Source organism: Nonomuraea roseola (genome assembly GCF_039535395.1).
GTDB classification, from domain to species: domain Bacteria; phylum Actinomycetota; class Actinomycetes; order Streptosporangiales; family Streptosporangiaceae; genus Nonomuraea; species Nonomuraea roseola.
This window is the reverse complement of record NZ_BAAAXC010000012.1, coordinates 503,736-519,841: the sequence shown is the minus strand read 5'-3', so window position 1 is coordinate 519,841 and position 16,106 is coordinate 503,736. Positions and strand designations below refer to the sequence as shown.

Here is a 16,106-nt window from a genome sequence, read left to right as displayed (position 1 = left end):
CATGGAGACCGAACGCACCGCGTTCGTGCTCGATCCCGCCAGTCATGACGTGCACGCCGACAGCGCGCGGCTGCGGGAGGCGGGAGCGCTGGTCCCCGTCGAGGTGGAGGGGGTGCGCGCGTGGGCGGCCACCAGGCACGCCACGCTGGCGGCCGTGCTGGCCCACCCCGACCTGTCCAGGGACGTCAGCCACTGGGATCCGGAGGCGAGGGCCGCCGCCCCGCCGAACACCGCGATCAGCAAGATCGCCTCGGACCGGTCGATGCTGAACGCGGAGGGCGAGGAGCACCTCAGGCTGCGCTCGCCGCTGTCCAGGTCGTTCACCGCCAGGCGGGTGCAGGGGCTGCGGCCCAGGATCGCCGAGCTCGCGGCCGGGCTGGTCGACCACCTGGCGACGCTGCCGCCCGGACCTGTCGACCTGCGGCTCGAGTACGCCTACCCGCTGCCGCGCGACGTCATCTCCGAGCTGATGGGCGTTCCTGAGTCGCTGCGCGACAGGCTCCACGAGCTCACCGACGTGGCGGCCAGGGTCGGCGACGGGCCCGACGACGTCGCCTCCTCACGCGCCGAGCTGTACGACCTGCTGGAGGAGGTCATCGAGGTGCGGCGGCGCACCCCAGGCGAGGACCTGATCACCGATCTGATCGTGACAAGGGAGCAGGACGGCGAGCGGCTCACCGAGTTCGAACTCCTCGACACCGTCGAGCTGCTGTTCATCGCGGGTCACGTGACGACGGTCAACCTCATCACCAACGGGGCGCGCGTCCTGCTGACCCATCCCGACCAGCTCGCCATGGTCCGCTCGGGGGAGCGGCCGTGGAGCACCGCGGTCGAGGAGACCCTGCGATGGGACTCCCCGATCGCGCACTTCCCGATGCGCTACGCCGTCAGGGATCTCGAGATCGAAGGGGTCACGCTGCGCAAGGGCGAGGCGGTGCTGGGCTGCTTCGCCTCTGCGGGCCGCGACCCCGACCAGTACGGCGAGCGGGCCGAGCGGTTCGACGTGACCGCTCCCCCGCCCAGCCACCTGTCCTTCGGGCACGGCCCGCACTTCTGCCTGGGCGCGCCGCTGGCCAGGTTGGAGGCGGAGGTGGCGCTGGCCACGCTCTTCGAGGCCTTCCCCGACCTGACGCTCGCCGACAGGGGCGAGGGCCGGCGGCCCCTCGGCACGGTGCTGGGCAACAGCACCAGGAGCCTGCCCGTGCTGCTCGGAAGGAGAGCGGGATGAGCCTCGGACCGAGCCTGCTCCAAGGGGTGCGTGCGGCGGGACCGCGCGAGGTGCTGGTGTGCGGGCCTCGCCGCCTGACCGGCGACGACGTGCTGGCGATGGTGGCGGGCGCGGTGTCCGCGCTGCAGGCCAGGGGCGTGCGGCAGGGCGACCCGATCGCCGTCATGTACGGCAGGCAGCCCGAGTCGACCGTCGCCAGGCTCGTGACGCTCGCGCTCGGCTGTCCCGTCGTCAAGCTGCTGCCTGGGCTTCCCACTCGGGTGGCGGCCGAGACCCTGCGCACGCTCGGCGGCTCGGTCCTGCTGCACGAGCCGTGCCGCCAGGACGACGCCGAAGCGCTGCTCGACGCCTGTCACCTGCCCATCGAGTACCGGCTCGACGCCGACCTGTTCGGCACGCCGCACTGCGGCCTGGTCGAGCCGCAGGGGAGAGCGCCAGACGCGCTGTCGTCGGTGACGTTCACCAACGGCACGACCGGCGAGTGCAAGCCCGTCGCCTACAGCGAGCGCGCCGAGGCGGCCCAGCTGGCCGCGGCCAGGTGGATGTTCGGCCCCGCGCCCTGGCGCTTCCAGGTGCCACCCGGCCACTTCCTGCCCAACCAGATGGCGCTGTGGACGCTGAGCACGGGCGGCACCGCCGTGCTGCTGAGCGACTCCCAGCTCGGCCGCGAGGCCGAGGTGGCCGTCAGGGAGCGCGTCACCCACATGATGGCCGGCAGGCCGTTCGAGCTCTACGCCCTCGCGGGCGCGCTCGCCACGGCGAGGGCCTCGGGGGCGGACGGGCTTCGCCTGGTGATCTACGGCGGGGCGCCTGCCGTGGCGGCGAGGAGCGCAGAGGCGATCGAGGCGATCGGCCCCATGGCGCTGCAGTGCTACGGGCTGACCGAGGGCGGCTTCGTCTCCGCCCTGCAGCCCGACGCCCACCTGCGTCCCGAGCTGCTGTCCTCCGTGGGAAGGCCGGTGCGGGGCGTGGAGCTGCGCGTGCGCGACCAGGACGGCGCCGACCTGCCCGCGGGCGAGGTCGGGGAGGTCTGGGTGCGCTCGCCGCAGCTCATGACCGGATACGTGGGCGACGCTGTGCGCACCGCCAGGGCGCTGCGCGACGGCTGGCTGCGCACCGGCGACCTCGGCCGCCTCGACGCCGAGGGCTACCTGTTCCTGGTCGACCGGGTGGAGGAGCGGCTGGCGCCCGGCGTCTACGCCCGCCCGATCGAGAACGTCCTGACCGGCCATCCCGCCGTGGCGGACGCGGCCGTCTTCGCCCTGCCGGACGGGAGCGGGCAGGTGCTGGTCGGCGTGGTGGTGCGCAGGGACGGCCACGAGGTGGACCTCGAGGCGCTGCGCGCGCTGGTCCGCCGCAAGCTCGGCGCGTCGTGCGAGCCCCGGCGCCTGTGGCTGATCGACGAGCTGCCCCGCACGCCCGGCGGCAAGCCCGACAAGGCGGGGCTGCGCTCCCGCTACCGGCTGGTCGAGGAGGGGGCGCGCGAGGACCGCACGGCCGCTGTCACGTGAGCGGGCGGCCGGGCTCCTACATCCCGAAGGCCGCCAGCGTTCCCCAGGTCGTCGCCACGCCCACCAGGGCGCCCGCGGCGACCTGGGCGACCGTGTGGTGGGCGAGGCGGACGCGGGCCCAGCAGACCAGCGCCACCAGCGCCCCGCCCGTCAGGACGGTCGCCACAGGCGGCAGCACGTGCGCGAGCACCACCACGGTCCCCGCCGACACCGCGGCGTGGAAGGAGATCTTCCATCGCAGGGTCACGGGGACGGTCACCGCGAGCGCGGCCAGCATCGCGGTGACGGTGGCGACGAGCAGCGTGGGCGCGCCGAGCGCGACCAGCAGGACCAGCGCGACGATCACCGCGCCGACCGCCGCGAGCAGCGGCCCCGTACGGCGGGCCCTGTCGACCAGGTGGCGGGAGTCGAGCCGTCCCGAGCGCACGCCCAGCGCGATGACGGTGGCGGGGACGCCGCCGCACAGCGCCGAGGCCAGCAGGCCCCATGCCGCGCCCCTCCAGCCCTGGGCGAGCAGCCCGACCACCGGCGGCATGGCGATCACCAGTACCTGGGGGGCGAACACCTCGGTCAGCCACCCCGCCACCCTGTTCCTCACCGGCGGTCCGCCGCGTCTCGGCTCATGGGTCACCAACCTGCCACGAGCCCGGCGCGGGAGGCAATCGGGCCCAGTCGATCTTCTTCCACCCGTGGACGCCGGGGGCCTTGGTCCGGCGCGCCGATGCGAGATGATGTCGCGGTGGACCAGATCACGTTGAGCGCCTGCGCCGAGGTCGGGTTCCAGGTGGCGGGTCGCAAGGGGGCGCACGGCGCGATGCGCGCCCTGCGCCGGGTGATCCCCCTGGACGCCTACGAGTTCGTCGCCTTCGACCCGGTCACGGGGCGGCACACGAGCCTGGTCTCCGACGGGCTGACGGTCGCGCCCGCGCCCAGCGAACCGCCGCTGGAGGCGGGCCGCGAGCCGTACGCGATGGAGGGGGCGCTGCTGGCCTCCTACGGCTGGCGGCGGGGGCTGACCACGCCGCTGCTGCTGGCCGAGGGCCGCTACACGGGGCTGCTGCACCTGTCGGCCGCCGTCTTCCCCCCGCACGCGTGGGCGCTCATGGCCGCGCTCTCACCGACGCTGGCCCACGTCACCGACCTGACCAGGTGCGTGATCGACCCCGTGGGGCTGCCGAAGGGGTTCGCCGCCGTGGCCTTCGACCGCGCGGGAGCGGTGCGCGACGTCGCGGGCGCCGAGAGGTCGCAGGTGCTGGCCGAGGACCGCTCCATGGCCGCCTACGCCAGGGACTTCCTCGACTCCCGCGAGCTGAGCAGGCGCGGGCTGTGGCAGGACGGGAACGGCAGGTGGCGGGAGGTGCGGGTGCTGCGCGCGGGCGTCGGCTCGCACGGCGCGCTGCAGGGGGCGGTGGTGGCCGAGCGGGCCTGCTGCCTGCCGTACGAGCTGACGGGCAGGGAGGTGGACGTCCTGACCAGGGTGGCGGCGGGCGACTCCAACCCTCAGATCGCCGCCGCCCTGGTGCTGAGCGTCCGTACGGTCACCACCCACCTCGAGCACATCTTCGCCAAGCTGGGCTGCGGCAGCCGCACCAGGGTGACCACGAAGGCCCTCGCCGAGGGCCTGTGCAGGATCGGCCTCTAGACGCCCGCCGCCGCCCACCCGGCGGGCACGGTGACGAGCACCAGCTCGAACCAGACGGTGTTCACCCCGTTCTGCCTGGTGAAACCCCAGCGGTGGCTGAGCGCCTCCAGCAGCGGCAGGCCCCGCCCGCTCTGCGAGGTCAGCGAGGTACGGCAGGCGCACGGCGGCGCCTCCGAGCCGCCGTCGGTGACGCACACGCGCACCCTCGACTGCGACGACAGGACGCTCACGGTGAAGGTCCCGCCGTCGCGGGCGGCTGAGTGCACGACCGCGTTGGTGGCCAGCTCGCTGGTCAGCAGCACGCTGTCGTCGTGAAGGGGGTGGCTGGGTCCGAGTGCGGCTGTCACCAGGCGGCGGGCCCTGGCGACCTGGTCGGGTGCTCCTTGAAGGGTCCAACTGTCGTATTCCGGCGGCTCCACGGCGACCTCCCCGATTCCGGCGACCTTCTAAGGACGCGGCACCAGGGGAGGAGGAGGGGTCACGAAAAGGTAGGAATGCCCTTTCCGATGGAACCAGATCAGACCCTGTGCCATCGCGCCTCCGCCACGCAGTACGCCGCGAACAACACCAGCCCCAGCGCCACCGCCACCAGCAGCCACGGCCCCGCGGGGGTGTCGGCGAGCGACTTGAGCGCGCCGTCGATGCCGACCGCCTTGTCGGAGTCGTAGGTGATCGCGGCCTGCCCCACGAGGATCCCCGCGGCGATGGCGACGACGCCGCGCGCGATGTACCCTGCCTGGCCGAGCCTGCGAACCGTCTCGCCGCCGCCTGTCATGTCCTTCATGAACTTCTTCGTCCAGCCCTCGTGGATCCAGTGGACCCCGAGCGCGATCAGCCCGAGGGCGGCGATCGCGACGAGCACCTGCCCGCCTGGCAGGTCGAGCAGGGCCTTGGTGGCGTCCTGCGACTGCGAGTCGGTGGAGGCGGCCGGCTTGCCGCGCAGCAGCAGGCCGAGCAGGGAGACGACGAGCAGCGCGTAGAAGGCCGCACGAAGGCCCGACTCGATCCTGTCGCGCGCCCTGCCCCTGCTGGAGAAGGTCTCGCGGGTCTGCCACACGGTCAGCGCCGCCAGCCCCAAGGTCATGATCCACAGCACCACGGTGCCGAAGGGCTGCGCGGCGACGATGCGGATCGCGCCGCTCTTGTCGGCCTCGCCGCCCTCTCCGAAGGCCACCTGCAGGGCCACGATCCCGATCAGTAGATACAGCACGCCCCTGGCCGCGTACCCCAGCCTGGTAAGAATCATGAAGACCTCTCTGCACCGGCAGGCGGGTCGTAAACCAGCGCGGGCGACCGAGTACGCTGCGATCGGATGAGGCGACTGGAAGGGGAACCTGGGCGTGAGCAGCCTGGAGGCCGTCTGGGTGCAGCCGTGCGAACAGCCGGGAACGGCGGTCGTGACGGGGGTCTTCGACATCCTGCACGTGGGGCATGTCCGCTACCTGAGCTCGGTGGCCGAGCGCGGCCTGCCGCTCGTGATCGGCGTCGAGGACGATCCGCGCGTGCGCGCGTGGAAGGGACCGAGCAGGCCGCTGAACACGGCCGTCGAGCGGGCGGAGGTGCTGGCGGCGCTGCGCTGCGTGTCGGGGGTCTTCATCGTCAGCGGCCCGCCTGAGGCGCACGGCCCCGAGGACTACATCGACCTGCTCGCGCCGATGCGGCCGGGCGCGCTGGCCCACACCGCGGGTGACCCGCACGCGGGCGGCAGGTGCGCGGCCGCCGCGCTGCTGGGCGCGCAGTGCTGGGAGCTGGAGATGATCCCGGGCCGTTCGACGACCCGGATCGTCAACGCCGGGCTAGGATGACCGTCATGCAGCGCGCTTTCGTGACGACGACGCCGGACACGTTCCCGGCGCGCTGATCGATGCTCCCCGGGCGAACGCCCGGGGTCACTGGCCGTTCGCCCTCGTCTTCCGGAGGGTTTCCATGAACGACCACCGCAGGCTCGGCCGCGAGCTCGACCTGTTCGACACCCACCCCATGATCGGCTCGGGTCTGCCCTTCTGGCTGCCCGCGGGCGCCGCCATGCGTGGGGCGATCGAGGACTACGTGCGCGAGCTCGAACGCCGCAACGGCTACCAGCACGTCAACTCGCCGGTGCTCGGCAAGCAGGAGCTGTACGAGAGATCGGGCCACTGGGCGCACTACAGCGACGACATGTTCCCCGCGATGGAGGTCGGCGGTGAGCGGTTCGTGCTGCGGCCGAGCCTGTGCCCGCACCACGCGCTGATGTTCGCCTCCCGGCCGCACAGCTATCGGGAGCTCCCGCTGCGGCTGGCCGAGCTCGGCGGCATGTACAGGGGCGAGCTGTCGGGCGTGCTCGGCGGCCTGTCCAGAGTGCGGGCCATCCAGCTCAACGACGGCCACGTCTTCTGCCCTCCCGACAAGGCGGCCGACGAGGTGGGCGCCGTGCTCGACCTGATCGAGGCCGCCCATGACCGGCTCGGCGTCGTGCCCGTCCGCTACCGCCTGTCGCTGCGCGGCGAGGGCGCCAAGTACGTCGACGACCCGGCCATGTGGGCCGGCGCCGAGTCGGTGCTGCGCGAGGCCCTGCACGCGAGGGGCCGCGCCTACGACGAGGAGCGCGGCGAGGGCTCCTTCTACGGGCCGAAGATCGACATCCAGATCGCCGATCCGCAGGGCCGCGAGGCCACCCTGTCCACCGTGCAGGTCGATCTGTTCCAGCCGGGCCGTTTCGAGCTGGCCTTCATCGGCTCCGACCAGCGCGAGCACCGTCCTGTCATGGTGCACCGCAGCCTGGTCGGCAGCCTCGAACGCCTGGTCGCGCACCTGGTGGAGCTCTACGGGGGCGCCTTCCCCTCCTGGCTGGCCCCCGTCCAGGCGGTGGTGCTGCCGCTCACCGACGCCGAGGCGCCCGCCGCCGAGCGGCTGCTGCGGCGGTGCGTGGCGGCCGGGCTGCGGGCCTCGATGGCCGCTCCGCACCAGGGCACCCTCGGCGCCAGGATCAGGGCGAACAGGCTGGTGCCCTTCCAGCTGGTCGTCGGTCCGGCTGAGGCCGCGAACGGCGAGGCGGCGCTGCGCTCGCGCGACGAGGGCAGGCAGGAGGCCAGGCCGATCGCCCAGGTGCTGGCCTGGATGGCGGCTAGAGCCAGCCCCTCCTTTTGAAGGCCAGGTAGAGCAGCCCTGAGGCGGTGAGGATGACGATGGTCGAGGACCAGAAGCCCAGGCTCGTGCCGAACCCCGGGTACGGCACGTTCTGCCCGTAGTAGCCGGTGATCATCGTCGGCACGGCGATGATCGCCGCCCAGCTGGTCAGCGACTTCATGATCTCGTTGAGCCTGAAGCCCTGCTGGGACATGTGGGTCTCGCGCAGGTTGCTGAGCAGGTCGCGCAGGGTTTCGGTCCATTCGGCCACCCGCAGCACGTGGTCGTAGAGGTCCTGGTAGTAGGGCTGCATCGCGGGCACGACCATGTGCACGTCGCGCCTGATCAGCGTGTTGACCACCTCGCGCATAGGGGAGGCCGCCTTGCGCAGCCCCACCATGTTCTTGCGCAGGGTGAACATCCGCCTGGCGTCCTCCTTGGTCATCGGCCGCTCCTCGAACAACTGCTCCTCCAGGTCCTCGACGAGCTCGTCGAGGTGCTCCACCAGGTCGAAGTGGGCGTCGACGACGTGGTCGAGCAGGCCGTGCAGCAGGAAGGAGACGCCGTACTTGGCAAGGTCGGCGTTGGCGTCCCAGCGCGCGACGACCCTGTCGACGTCGAAGTGCTCGCTCTCCCTGACGGTGACCAGCGCGTTGCGGGTGGCGAAGATGTTGATCTCGACGGGGTGCAGCCTGCTGTCCTCGAGATGCAGCCAGTAGACCGTGATGAACAGGTGGCTGTCATACAGGTCGACCTTGGGTCGCTGGTGGTGCTGGAAGACGTCCTCCACCGCCAGCTTGTGCAGGCCGAGCTCCTCCGCGATCGTCTCCAGGTCGCCCGTGGTGGGCGAGCACAGGTCGAACCAGACGACGTTGCCGGGATCGGAGACGTGGTCGGAGACGTCCGCGATGGGGAACCCCTCGTTCACCAGGACCCCATCGCGGTACAAACGGGTGCGCACCATGAACGCCAACCCTAGACGAGGGCGGCAAATCGCAGGGCGTTCCTGACGGCGGCCCCTCCTGGATCGTTGTTGAAGTACACGTAGCTCTCGCCCCATCCGGCCTCGCGCACCCGGCGGGCCCACGAGCGGAGCGCGGCCTCGCCGTAGCCAGGCCTGGGCGTGGCCCTGCCCTCGTGCAGGCGCACGTATCCCCACGAGGTCGTGCGCCACAGCGGGTTCTGGGCGCGGCCGAGGCGGTCGGCCCAGCACAGCGCCGCGCCCCGCTTCTCCAGCACCGCCCTGACCTCGCCGGTCCACCACGAGACGTGCCTGAACTCCACCGCCACCCTCGTGCCGTCGGGGAAGCAGGCGAGACAGCGCTCCAGTTTGGCGGGGTCGGCGCGCAGCGTCGGAGGCAGCTGCAGCAGGATCGGGCCGAGCTTGTCCTTCAGCCCGGCGACGGCGTTCATCAGCCGCTCGACCGGTTCCTCCGGATCGCTCATGCGCTTGATGTGGGTGAGGAACCTGCTGGCCTTGACCGCCATCACGAAGTCGCCGGGGGTGCGCTCGGCCCAGCCCTCGAAGGTCTCCCGCGAGGGCAGGCGGTAGAAGGCGTTGTTGCTCTCCACGGTGTGGAAGGTCTCGGCGTAGGTCTCGAGCCAGAGCCGCTGGGGCACCCCTTCGGGGTACAGCACGCCGCGCCAGTCCTTGTACTGCCAGCCGGAGGTGCCCACGCGCGTCGCCATGCCGCTCCCCTACCCAGCGGGGAGACGTCAACCGGCTCCCGCGGGCAGGGAGGGGGAGCCGCCGCCGCGCAGGGCGCCGGGGCCGTAGGCGGCGCTCAGGATGCGCTCGGCGCGCGAGCGGCACTCCCTCGCCGCCTGCATGTCGGCCAGCCGCTCGTGCACGGCGGCCAGGTCGAGCAGGGCCCGTCCGACGTCGGGGTGGCCTGGCCCGAGCGCCCGCTCGGTGCCGGTCACGGCGCTCTCCAGCAGCTCTCTCGCCTCGACCACGCGCCCGCCGAGGAGCCTGGCCATGCCGAGCCTGCGCGCGCCGAGCTGGGCGTGCGGGTGGTCGGGGCCGAAGACGGCGGAGAAGACGCCCATGGCGCGCTCCTGGTGCTCCTGGGCAAGGTCGTGGTCGCCGATCTCCTGGTAGACCAGCCCCAGGTTGGTGAGCGGCATGCCGACCTCGCCGTGGCCGGGGCCGTAGCAGGCCTCCAGGATGGCCAGCGCCCGCTCGTGACTCAGCCTCGCCTCGTCGTGGCGGCCCACCAGGCGCAGCGCGTAACCCAGCTTGTCGAGGGTGTGGGCCACCTCGGGGTGCTCCTCGCCGTAGACGGCCACCAGCAGCGACAGCGCCTGCTCCTGCAGCTTGATGGCCTCCTCGCGGCGTCCCGCGTCCTGCAGCACCAGGCCGAGGCCCGACAGGGAGTGCGCGACGTCGGGGTGGCCGGGGTCGAGCAGGCTGCGCGAGGCCGTCAGCGAGCGGGTCAGCCACTGCTGGGCCGAGGTCAGGTCACCGGCGAGCCAGGCGGCGAAGCCCAGGTCGCGGCCGATCCTGGCCAGCTCCCTGCCGTCGGCGTCGTCGCGGGAGGCCAGGATGCCGTGGCCGCGCTCGAGTATCCGCCTGGCCTCGGGCAGGCGGCGCTGGCAGACCAGCACGTCGCCGAGGCGCTTGAGCACGTAGGCGACGCCGGGGTGGTCGGGGCCGAAGGCCCCCTCCGCCAGCGTGAGCGCCTGTTCCTGGGCCGCTATGGCGCCCTCGAGGTCGCCGACCACCTCCAGCAGCTTGCCCTGCTCGGTCAGGACGGCCGCCAGGTCGGCGTCCGAGCCGCCCGCGCGGCGCAGCAGCGTCAGCGACGTCTCGAACAGCCTGGCCGCCCGTTCGAAGGAGGCCCTGGTGGTCAGGTAGCGGCCGGCCCCGCACAGCAGCTGCGGCAGCGCCAGCGGCACGGTGCCGACGCTCTCGGACTGCGCGGCCAGGTGGATGAGGCTGGGCAGCACCTCGTCCCAGTGCGGCCAGTGCGTCGGGTTGTCGGGGTCGGCGGGGGCGGTGGCCTCGACCAGGCGGATGCCGCTCATCAGCCACTGCCTGCGCGCCTCGGGCGACAGGGTGGCGACGGCGGCGGCGCCGACCATCTTGTGCATGCGCAGCCGTCCCCTGTCGCGATCGACGAGGGAGTGGCGCAACAGATGGGCGATGGCGTCCTGCAGGCCCACCTCGTCGGCCACGGCCGCCTCGAGCGCGGGCGGCAGCACGCCGGTCAGGCCGCGCATCAGGTGCAGCGACAGCCCGTCGCCGCCCAGCGACGCGCACAGGTAGAGCAGCTCGGTGGCCGCAGGCGAGGCCGAGCGCACCCGCTCGAAGGCCAGCTGCCAGGAGGTGGCGAAGGTCTCGTCCCGCTCGGCGGCGCGGGTCAGGAGCCTGTCGGCCCTGCGCCTGAACAGGTCGGTGTACTCCTCGAAGGTCATGCCGGTCTGCTCGCTGTAGGCCGCGGCCTGCTCCAGCGCGAACGGCAGGTCGCCCAGCTGGTCGGCCAGCTCGGGCGCGCCGCTCGAGCCGGCCTGCGGGCCGAGACGGCGCGCGAGGAAGGCGACGGACTCCTCGCGGGAGAACGGGTCGATGCGCAGCGGTACGGCGTGCTGGCCCCACGCGGGGTTGCGCGAGGTGACGATCACGTGCCCCTCGCCGCCGTCGGGCACCAGCGCGTGCAGGGAGGAGGCGTCCTCGGCGTCGTCGAGGATGAGCAGCCACCTGTCCATCCCCGCGAGCCTGTCGCGCAGCGCGCCGGCCAGCTCTGCCCTGTCGGCCCGCTCGCGCACGCCCAGGCGCAGCGCGAGGTCCTCCATCGTTCCCGCGAGGGCCAGCGGCTCGGCGGCCGAGGCGCGCCACACCACGTCGTAGTCGGCGGCGTGCCGGTGCGCGTACTCGACGGCGACCTGTGTCTTGCCGACGCCCGCCATGCCGTACAGGGCGACAGGATGGCCTGACGACAGCGCCTCGCCCAGCTCGGCCAGCAGCTCCTCGCGCCCGCAGAAGACGCGGTTGCGGGCGGGCAGGTTGCTGACCCGCCTGCGGGGCGCGGGCCTGGCGGGCCTGGCGCTGACCGTCTCGGCCATCAGCGAGGGGTCGTGGGTGAGCACCGCCTGGTGCAGGGCCTGCAGGGTGGGCGCGGGGTCGACGCCGAGCTCCTCGGCCAGGACCTTGCGCACCCTGTCGTAGACGTTGAGGGCGTCGCCCTGCCGTCCGCACCGGTAGAGCGCGGTGATCAGCTGGGCGGCCGAGCGCTCGCGCAGCGGGTGGCGGGCCACCCGCTGCTCCAGCCTGGGCAGCACCTCCGCGTGCCTGCCGAGGGCCAGTTCGGCGTCGGTGCGGCCCTCCTCGGCCGCGTAGCGCAGCTCCTCCAGCCTGATCGCGTCGAACTGCGCCCACGGGTCGGCGCTGAAGTCGGCGAGCGCGGGGCCTCGCCACAGCGACAGCGCGCTGTCGAGGACGGCGACCGCCTCGCTCCAGTCCTGCTTGGCCAGTTCGTCCCTGCCCCTGGTGACCAGGCGCTCGAACCTGTGGGCGTCGACCAGCTCGGGCTCGATGACCAGCCGGTAGCCGGGCCCGTGCGACTGCAGCAACGCGTTGCCGCCGAGCGTCCTGCGCAGCCGCGAGACGTGCGCGTGCAGGGTGTTGGTCGCGCTGCGCGGCGGCCTGCCCGCCCAGATCTGGTCGATGAGCTGGTCGGCGCTCAGCACGTCGCCGTGGTTGAGCAGCAGCACCGCGAGGATGGCGGCCCTCTGGTGCCCGCCTAACGCGGCAGGGACGCCGTCGACCAAGACCTCGAGTGTGCCGAGGATCCCGATCTCCACGCGGGCTTCCATGCTGCGCTTCCCTTCTACATGCTTGCAAGCGACTGTAACGCGTCACACATTGGGCTCAAACCAAGCGAATCTGGAGGTGCGCCCCTCATGGCGACCGTCGAGGAGATCGTCGGCCAACCCGCGCCGCGCCGTGTCCAGGGGGCTCCGTGGCCGGAGCGGCAGGGCTATCACCCCTCCCCCTCGGACTGGCGGGACGAGGTGATCTACTTCCTGCTCCCTGACAGGTTCAGCGACGGCAGGGAAGGCGACCGCCCGCTCCTGGACAGGTCCGACCTGTGGGCCGCCAGGCCGCAGGGCTGGCGCTGGGACCGGTGGGCCCGATCAGGACGGGAACGCTACCAGGGCGGCACGCTGTCGGGGGTCGCTTCGCGACTGGAATATCTGGACGATCTGGGCGTGACGGCCCTGTGGATCGGCCCGGTGTGGAAGCAGCGTCCCGTGGCGGGCGTCGAGGGCGGGCCCGCCGAGCCCGACGACTACCACGGCTACGCCGTCCAGGACTTCATGGAGGTGGATCCGCGCCTCGGCACCCGCGCCGACCTGGTCGCGCTCGTACGGCAGGCGCACCGGCGCGGCATCAGGGTCATCCTCGACGTGCTGCTCAACCACTCGGGCGAGAACTGGGACTACGACCTCGACGGGCAGGACGTGGTGCGCCCGCAGTACAGGGCGGGTCCGCCGTACGACTTCGGGGCGTGGCGCGACGGGAAGGGCGGCAGGCTGCCGCGCGGGATCGTCCCGACAGGCCCCGACCACGGCGTGTGGCCCGAGGAGTTACAGAGCCCGGAGTCCTACACCAGGGCGGGCGGCGACGGCGGCAGCTTCGGGCCTGGCGGGGACGAGGACCCCGACGCGCCCTACCGCCGCGCCGACTGGTTCAGCCGCGACCTCGACATGGGGACGCGCCTGCAGACCATGATCGAGATCTACAGCTACTGGATCGCCCTCGCCGACCTCGACGGGCTGCGCGTGGACACGCTCAAGCACGTCCCCCTGGAGCACGCCCGCGCCTTCTGCGGGGCGATCAGGGAGTACGCCGAGCGCCTGGGCAAGAAGAACTTCCTCATCGTCGGCGAGGTCGGCGGCGGCGACACCATCCAGGAGAAGTACCTGAAGCTGGTGGGGCAGGACCTGTCGGCCGTGCTGGAGACCGGCGAGACCAGGGCGACGCTGCGCGCCGTGGCGGAGGGCCGGGCCGCGCCCGAGGAGCTGTTCGGCCGCTTCACGCTGCCGCTCGACATCAGCCACAGGGCGCTCGGCAGCAGGTACGTCTCCATGCTCGACGACCACGACGACCTGGCCATCACCCCCCAGCTGCGCTTCGGCATGGCCGAGTCCTCGCCCGAGCGGACCGTCGTGGGGGCGGGGCTCCTGCTGTTCCTGCTCGGCATCCCCTGCCTCTACTACGGCGTGGAGCAGGGCCTCACCGGGCCCGAGCCGGAGGAGCGCGGGTGGCTGCCGGGGTGGGGCGTCAGGGACCTGGCCGGCGACATCTACCTGCGAGAGGCGATGTTCGGGCCCGAGCATCCGCGCGAGCTCGGCGGGCACGCGCCCGACCCCTCGACGCCGGGTTTCGGGCCCTTCGGCACCTCGGGCCACCACGTCTTCGACCAGGACAACGAGGTCTACCAGCGGGTGCGCATGCTGCTGAGGGCCCGCGCGGCGCATCCGGTGCTGTCGGCGGGCCGCCAGTACCTGCGCGCGCTCGGCAGGGCCGACGGCTCCTTCACCGCGCCCGCCGCCGGCGAGGTGGTCGGCTGGTCGCGCATCCTGGCGGGCGACGAGGCCCTGTGCGTGGTCAACCCCAGCTCCACCGAGTCACGGACGGCGAGGCTGCACGTCGACGCCGGCCTCAACGCGACGGCGACGGCTTTCACCGTGGTGGCCAACACCGCCGAGGTGGGCGGGGCCACCAAGCACCCCGTGGGTTCGACGGTGCCGGTGCTGCCCTCGCCCGACGGCGCCCGCTATGTGGAGATCCAGGACCTGCCGCCGCTGTCGGTGCTGGTGGCCGTCAACCGTTGACGAGTCCGGCGGCCAGGCGCATCGCGAGGGCGGCGAGCGTGAGCGAGGGGTTGGCGGCGGGCGAGGTCGGGAAGACCGACAGGTCGCAGACGTAGAGGTTGCGCCTGCCGTACACCCTGAGGTCGGGGTCGACGACGCCGGTGGCGGCGTCGACCCCCATCCGCATGGTGCCGACCTCGTGGCCGACCGCGCCGAGCTCCGAGCGCACCGGCAGCGGGTGCAGCGGGGTGCCGCGGACGGCGTCCATCACCGCGGCCCCGATCCGCTCCAAGGCCTCGGCCAGGCCCTCGACCTCGACGTGCGCCATGACGACGTGCGGGCGGGCGCGCCTGCCCTCGCCGCGCACCTCCACCCTGTTGCGCTCCTCCAGGGGCACGGCGGTGAAGAAGACCACCTCGCACGGCATGTCGGCCTCGTCCAGGTCGAGGTCCTCGTCCACGTGGTACTGGTTGAGGTTCACGCCCATCTCGACCACGGCGTTGTAGGGGATGTCGCCTGCCGTACCCCTGAGCAGGACCTTCGCGGCGTCCTCGGCGCTGTAGCCGGGAGATCCGTCCTTGACGGAGAACTTCCAGTAGTAGGTGGGGTGGTCGGTGATGCCGCGCCCGGCCAGCTCGTGCGAGAGGCCCGCCGCGCGGGCCAGCACGGGGGTGCCCATCGTGCCCGCGGACAGGATCACCCTGCCGCCCTCGGCCAGCCTGAACCTGCGCTGCACGCCGGCCACCAGGTCGAAGGCGTCGACGGCGGTCACCGCGTCGCCGTCGAAGGCGAAGCCGCACACCTGGTGGTGCAGGTTGACGTGCAGGCGCTCGTCCCAGCCCGCCCTGAGCCTGTCCTCCATGAGCAGCGCGGCCGTGGAGAAGATGCCGGAAGGAATGCCGAGGCCGTTGCCCGAGGCGTGCTCGGCGGCCAGCATCGCCTGGTCGCCGGCCAGGTCGGGCAGCTCCTGCCCGAGCATGGCCCCCACGGTTCCGCAGAGGGTGTCCTTCGGCATGGCGCTGCCGTTGAGCAGGTCCTCGGCCTGGTCGTACCAGCCGCCCTCGAGGTCCTGCCTGACCTCCTGCGGCCACCCCGCGAACTCGGCGGGCGCCATCCGCGGCACCAGCGCTCCCCAGAACACCGACCTGCCGCCGAGACAGAACGCCTGGGCCAGATCCAGCGGCTGCTCGGAGCTGTAACGCCTGACCTTGAACTGGTTCCACAGCTCCCACACGCTGCGGTTGACGTACGGGCCGTGTCGCCTGGGCAGATTGCCCACGTGCGTGGGGAACAGGTAGCCGCCCGCCTCCAGCACCAGCACCCTGGCGGCGCCGCCGCTCTCGACCATCAGCCTGTGCGCCAGCGTGCCGCCGCCGACGCCGCTGCCGACCACGATGTAGTCGAAGTCCTGGTCGGTGCCGGCGGGAGGGAAGTGGGCGCGGGCGGCCAACGAGTCGGCCACGGGGATGTCGTCCGGCTCCTCGAACAGCTCGTACCGCCTGCCCACCATGGTGGCCACGTGCTCGTTCTCGACGACCCTGTTGGGGCCGCGCTCCCATGAGCCGTCGCAGCGGAACTTGAACTCCACAGGGCCCTCGCCCTGGAGCTCCACCCGCCACTCGTCGGCGCCGCTGACGTACTCGCAGGGAACGTCCTCCTGCCAGCCGTCGAGACCGCTGCGCACCGACAGCCTGGCATCCGGCCTGACGCTGCCGCCGCGCAGCACGATCGTGAGAGTCCCCATCGCCATACCTCCCGCGTTGGGGGTGATCTCACCGCATGCGACTTATAGACCGCTTGC

At 72.5% G+C, this 16,106-nt stretch carries 13 protein-coding genes; 6 read left to right on the top strand and 7 right to left on the bottom strand.

Going from position 1 to position 16,106, the window contains the following annotated elements; genetic code table 11:
* Position 1 precedes the first annotated feature (1 nt).
* Positions 2–1,228: a cytochrome P450 family protein gene (locus tag ABFX55_RS14575; RefSeq protein WP_346121267.1), complete on the top strand. Its 1,227-nt coding sequence runs from the start codon at positions 2–4 to the stop codon at positions 1,226–1,228.
* Positions 1,225–2,739 (top strand): class I adenylate-forming enzyme family protein, encoded by a 1,515-nt coding sequence (locus ABFX55_RS14570; protein ID WP_346121265.1) that lies wholly within the window; start codon positions 1,225–1,227, stop codon positions 2,737–2,739. Before ABFX55_RS14575 ends, ABFX55_RS14570 begins: the two co-directional genes overlap by 4 nt.
* A 16-nt stretch (positions 2,740–2,755) precedes the next feature.
* Here ABFX55_RS14570 and ABFX55_RS14565 read toward each other — a convergent pair whose 3' ends face one another.
* The gene (locus ABFX55_RS14565; RefSeq protein ID WP_346121263.1) at positions 2,756–3,337 is read right to left on the bottom strand and encodes a hypothetical protein; all 582 of its coding nucleotides are present in this window, start codon (positions 3,335–3,337) and stop codon (positions 2,756–2,758) included.
* Positions 3,338–3,478: 141 nt separating this feature from the next.
* Between ABFX55_RS14565 and ABFX55_RS14560 the strand changes: the two genes are divergently transcribed.
* Positions 3,479–4,381: a helix-turn-helix transcriptional regulator gene (locus ABFX55_RS14560; protein ID WP_346121261.1), complete on the top strand. Its 903-nt coding sequence runs from the start codon at positions 3,479–3,481 to the stop codon at positions 4,379–4,381.
* On the opposite strand, the gene ABFX55_RS14555 is transcribed toward ABFX55_RS14560, so the two are convergent.
* Together ABFX55_RS14555 and ABFX55_RS14550 are read right to left on the bottom strand one after the other, a co-directional pair.
* Positions 4,378–4,800 (bottom strand): ATP-binding protein, encoded by a 423-nt coding sequence (locus tag ABFX55_RS14555; protein ID WP_183659522.1) that lies wholly within the window; start codon positions 4,798–4,800, stop codon positions 4,378–4,380. The genes ABFX55_RS14560 and ABFX55_RS14555 overlap by 4 nt on opposite strands.
* A 98-nt stretch (positions 4,801–4,898) precedes the next feature.
* Complete coding sequence (locus tag ABFX55_RS14550) at positions 4,899–5,627, bottom strand: DUF1206 domain-containing protein (RefSeq protein ID WP_183659520.1); 729 nt, start codon at positions 5,625–5,627, stop codon at positions 4,899–4,901.
* Between the two features lie 94 nt (positions 5,628–5,721).
* Between ABFX55_RS14550 and ABFX55_RS14545 the strand changes: the two genes are divergently transcribed.
* Together ABFX55_RS14545 and thrS are read left to right on the top strand one after the other, a co-directional pair.
* Positions 5,722–6,186, top strand: a complete 465-nt coding sequence (locus tag ABFX55_RS14545) for an adenylyltransferase/cytidyltransferase family protein (protein ID WP_346121259.1) — start codon at positions 5,722–5,724, stop codon at positions 6,184–6,186.
* Between the two features lie 121 nt (positions 6,187–6,307).
* Positions 6,308–7,507: a threonine--tRNA ligase gene (thrS, locus tag ABFX55_RS14540; protein ID WP_346121257.1), complete on the top strand. Its 1,200-nt coding sequence runs from the start codon at positions 6,308–6,310 to the stop codon at positions 7,505–7,507.
* Here the strand turns inward: thrS and ABFX55_RS14535 are convergent.
* From ABFX55_RS14535 to fxsT, 3 genes are read right to left on the bottom strand one after another with little or no spacing between them, the layout of a single operon-like run.
* Positions 7,485–8,450, bottom strand: coding sequence for a magnesium transporter CorA family protein (locus tag ABFX55_RS14535; protein WP_346121255.1), 966 nt, complete (start codon positions 8,448–8,450; stop codon positions 7,485–7,487). The two genes, thrS and ABFX55_RS14535, sit on opposite strands and share 23 nt — an antisense overlap.
* A gap of 11 nt (positions 8,451–8,461) precedes the next feature.
* Positions 8,462–9,175, bottom strand: coding sequence for a DUF72 domain-containing protein (locus tag ABFX55_RS14530; RefSeq protein ID WP_346121253.1), 714 nt, complete (start codon positions 9,173–9,175; stop codon positions 8,462–8,464).
* Between the two features lie 27 nt (positions 9,176–9,202).
* Entirely contained in the window at positions 9,203–12,301 is a 3,099-nt protein-coding gene (gene fxsT / locus ABFX55_RS14525; RefSeq protein ID WP_346121251.1) for an FxSxx-COOH system tetratricopeptide repeat protein, read from the bottom strand.
* Positions 12,302–12,388: 87 nt separating this feature from the next.
* Between fxsT and ABFX55_RS14520 the strand changes: the two genes are divergently transcribed.
* Positions 12,389–14,326 carry an alpha-amylase family glycosyl hydrolase gene (locus tag ABFX55_RS14520; RefSeq protein ID WP_346121249.1) on the top strand — a complete coding sequence of 646 codons (1,938 nt, stop codon included), beginning with the start codon at positions 12,389–12,391 and terminating at the stop codon, positions 14,324–14,326.
* Here the strand turns inward: ABFX55_RS14520 and ABFX55_RS14515 are convergent.
* Positions 14,316–16,049 (bottom strand): GMC oxidoreductase, encoded by a 1,734-nt coding sequence (locus tag ABFX55_RS14515; RefSeq protein WP_346121247.1) that lies wholly within the window; start codon positions 16,047–16,049, stop codon positions 14,316–14,318. The two genes, ABFX55_RS14520 and ABFX55_RS14515, sit on opposite strands and share 11 nt — an antisense overlap.
* Between the last annotated feature and the right edge of the window lie 57 nt (positions 16,050–16,106).

Coding starts and splice junctions, on each gene's coding strand:
- ABFX55_RS14530 (WP_346121253.1), bottom strand. CDS start 9,175: ATGGCGACGCGCGTGGGCACCTCCGGCTGGCAGTACAAGGACTGGCGC.
- thrS (WP_346121257.1), top strand. CDS start 6,308: ATGAACGACCACCGCAGGCTCGGCCGCGAGCTCGACCTGTTCGACACC.
- fxsT (WP_346121251.1), bottom strand. CDS start 12,301: ATGGAAGCCCGCGTGGAGATCGGGATCCTCGGCACACTCGAGGTCTTG.
- ABFX55_RS14550 (WP_183659520.1), bottom strand. CDS start 5,627: ATGATTCTTACCAGGCTGGGGTACGCGGCCAGGGGCGTGCTGTATCTA.
- ABFX55_RS14570 (WP_346121265.1), top strand. CDS start 1,225: ATGAGCCTCGGACCGAGCCTGCTCCAAGGGGTGCGTGCGGCGGGACCG.
- ABFX55_RS14535 (WP_346121255.1), bottom strand. CDS start 8,450: ATGGTGCGCACCCGTTTGTACCGCGATGGGGTCCTGGTGAACGAGGGG.
- ABFX55_RS14575 (WP_346121267.1), top strand. CDS start 2: ATGGAGACCGAACGCACCGCGTTCGTGCTCGATCCCGCCAGTCATGAC.
- ABFX55_RS14515 (WP_346121247.1), bottom strand. CDS start 16,049: ATGGGGACTCTCACGATCGTGCTGCGCGGCGGCAGCGTCAGGCCGGAT.
- ABFX55_RS14520 (WP_346121249.1), top strand. CDS start 12,389: ATGGCGACCGTCGAGGAGATCGTCGGCCAACCCGCGCCGCGCCGTGTC.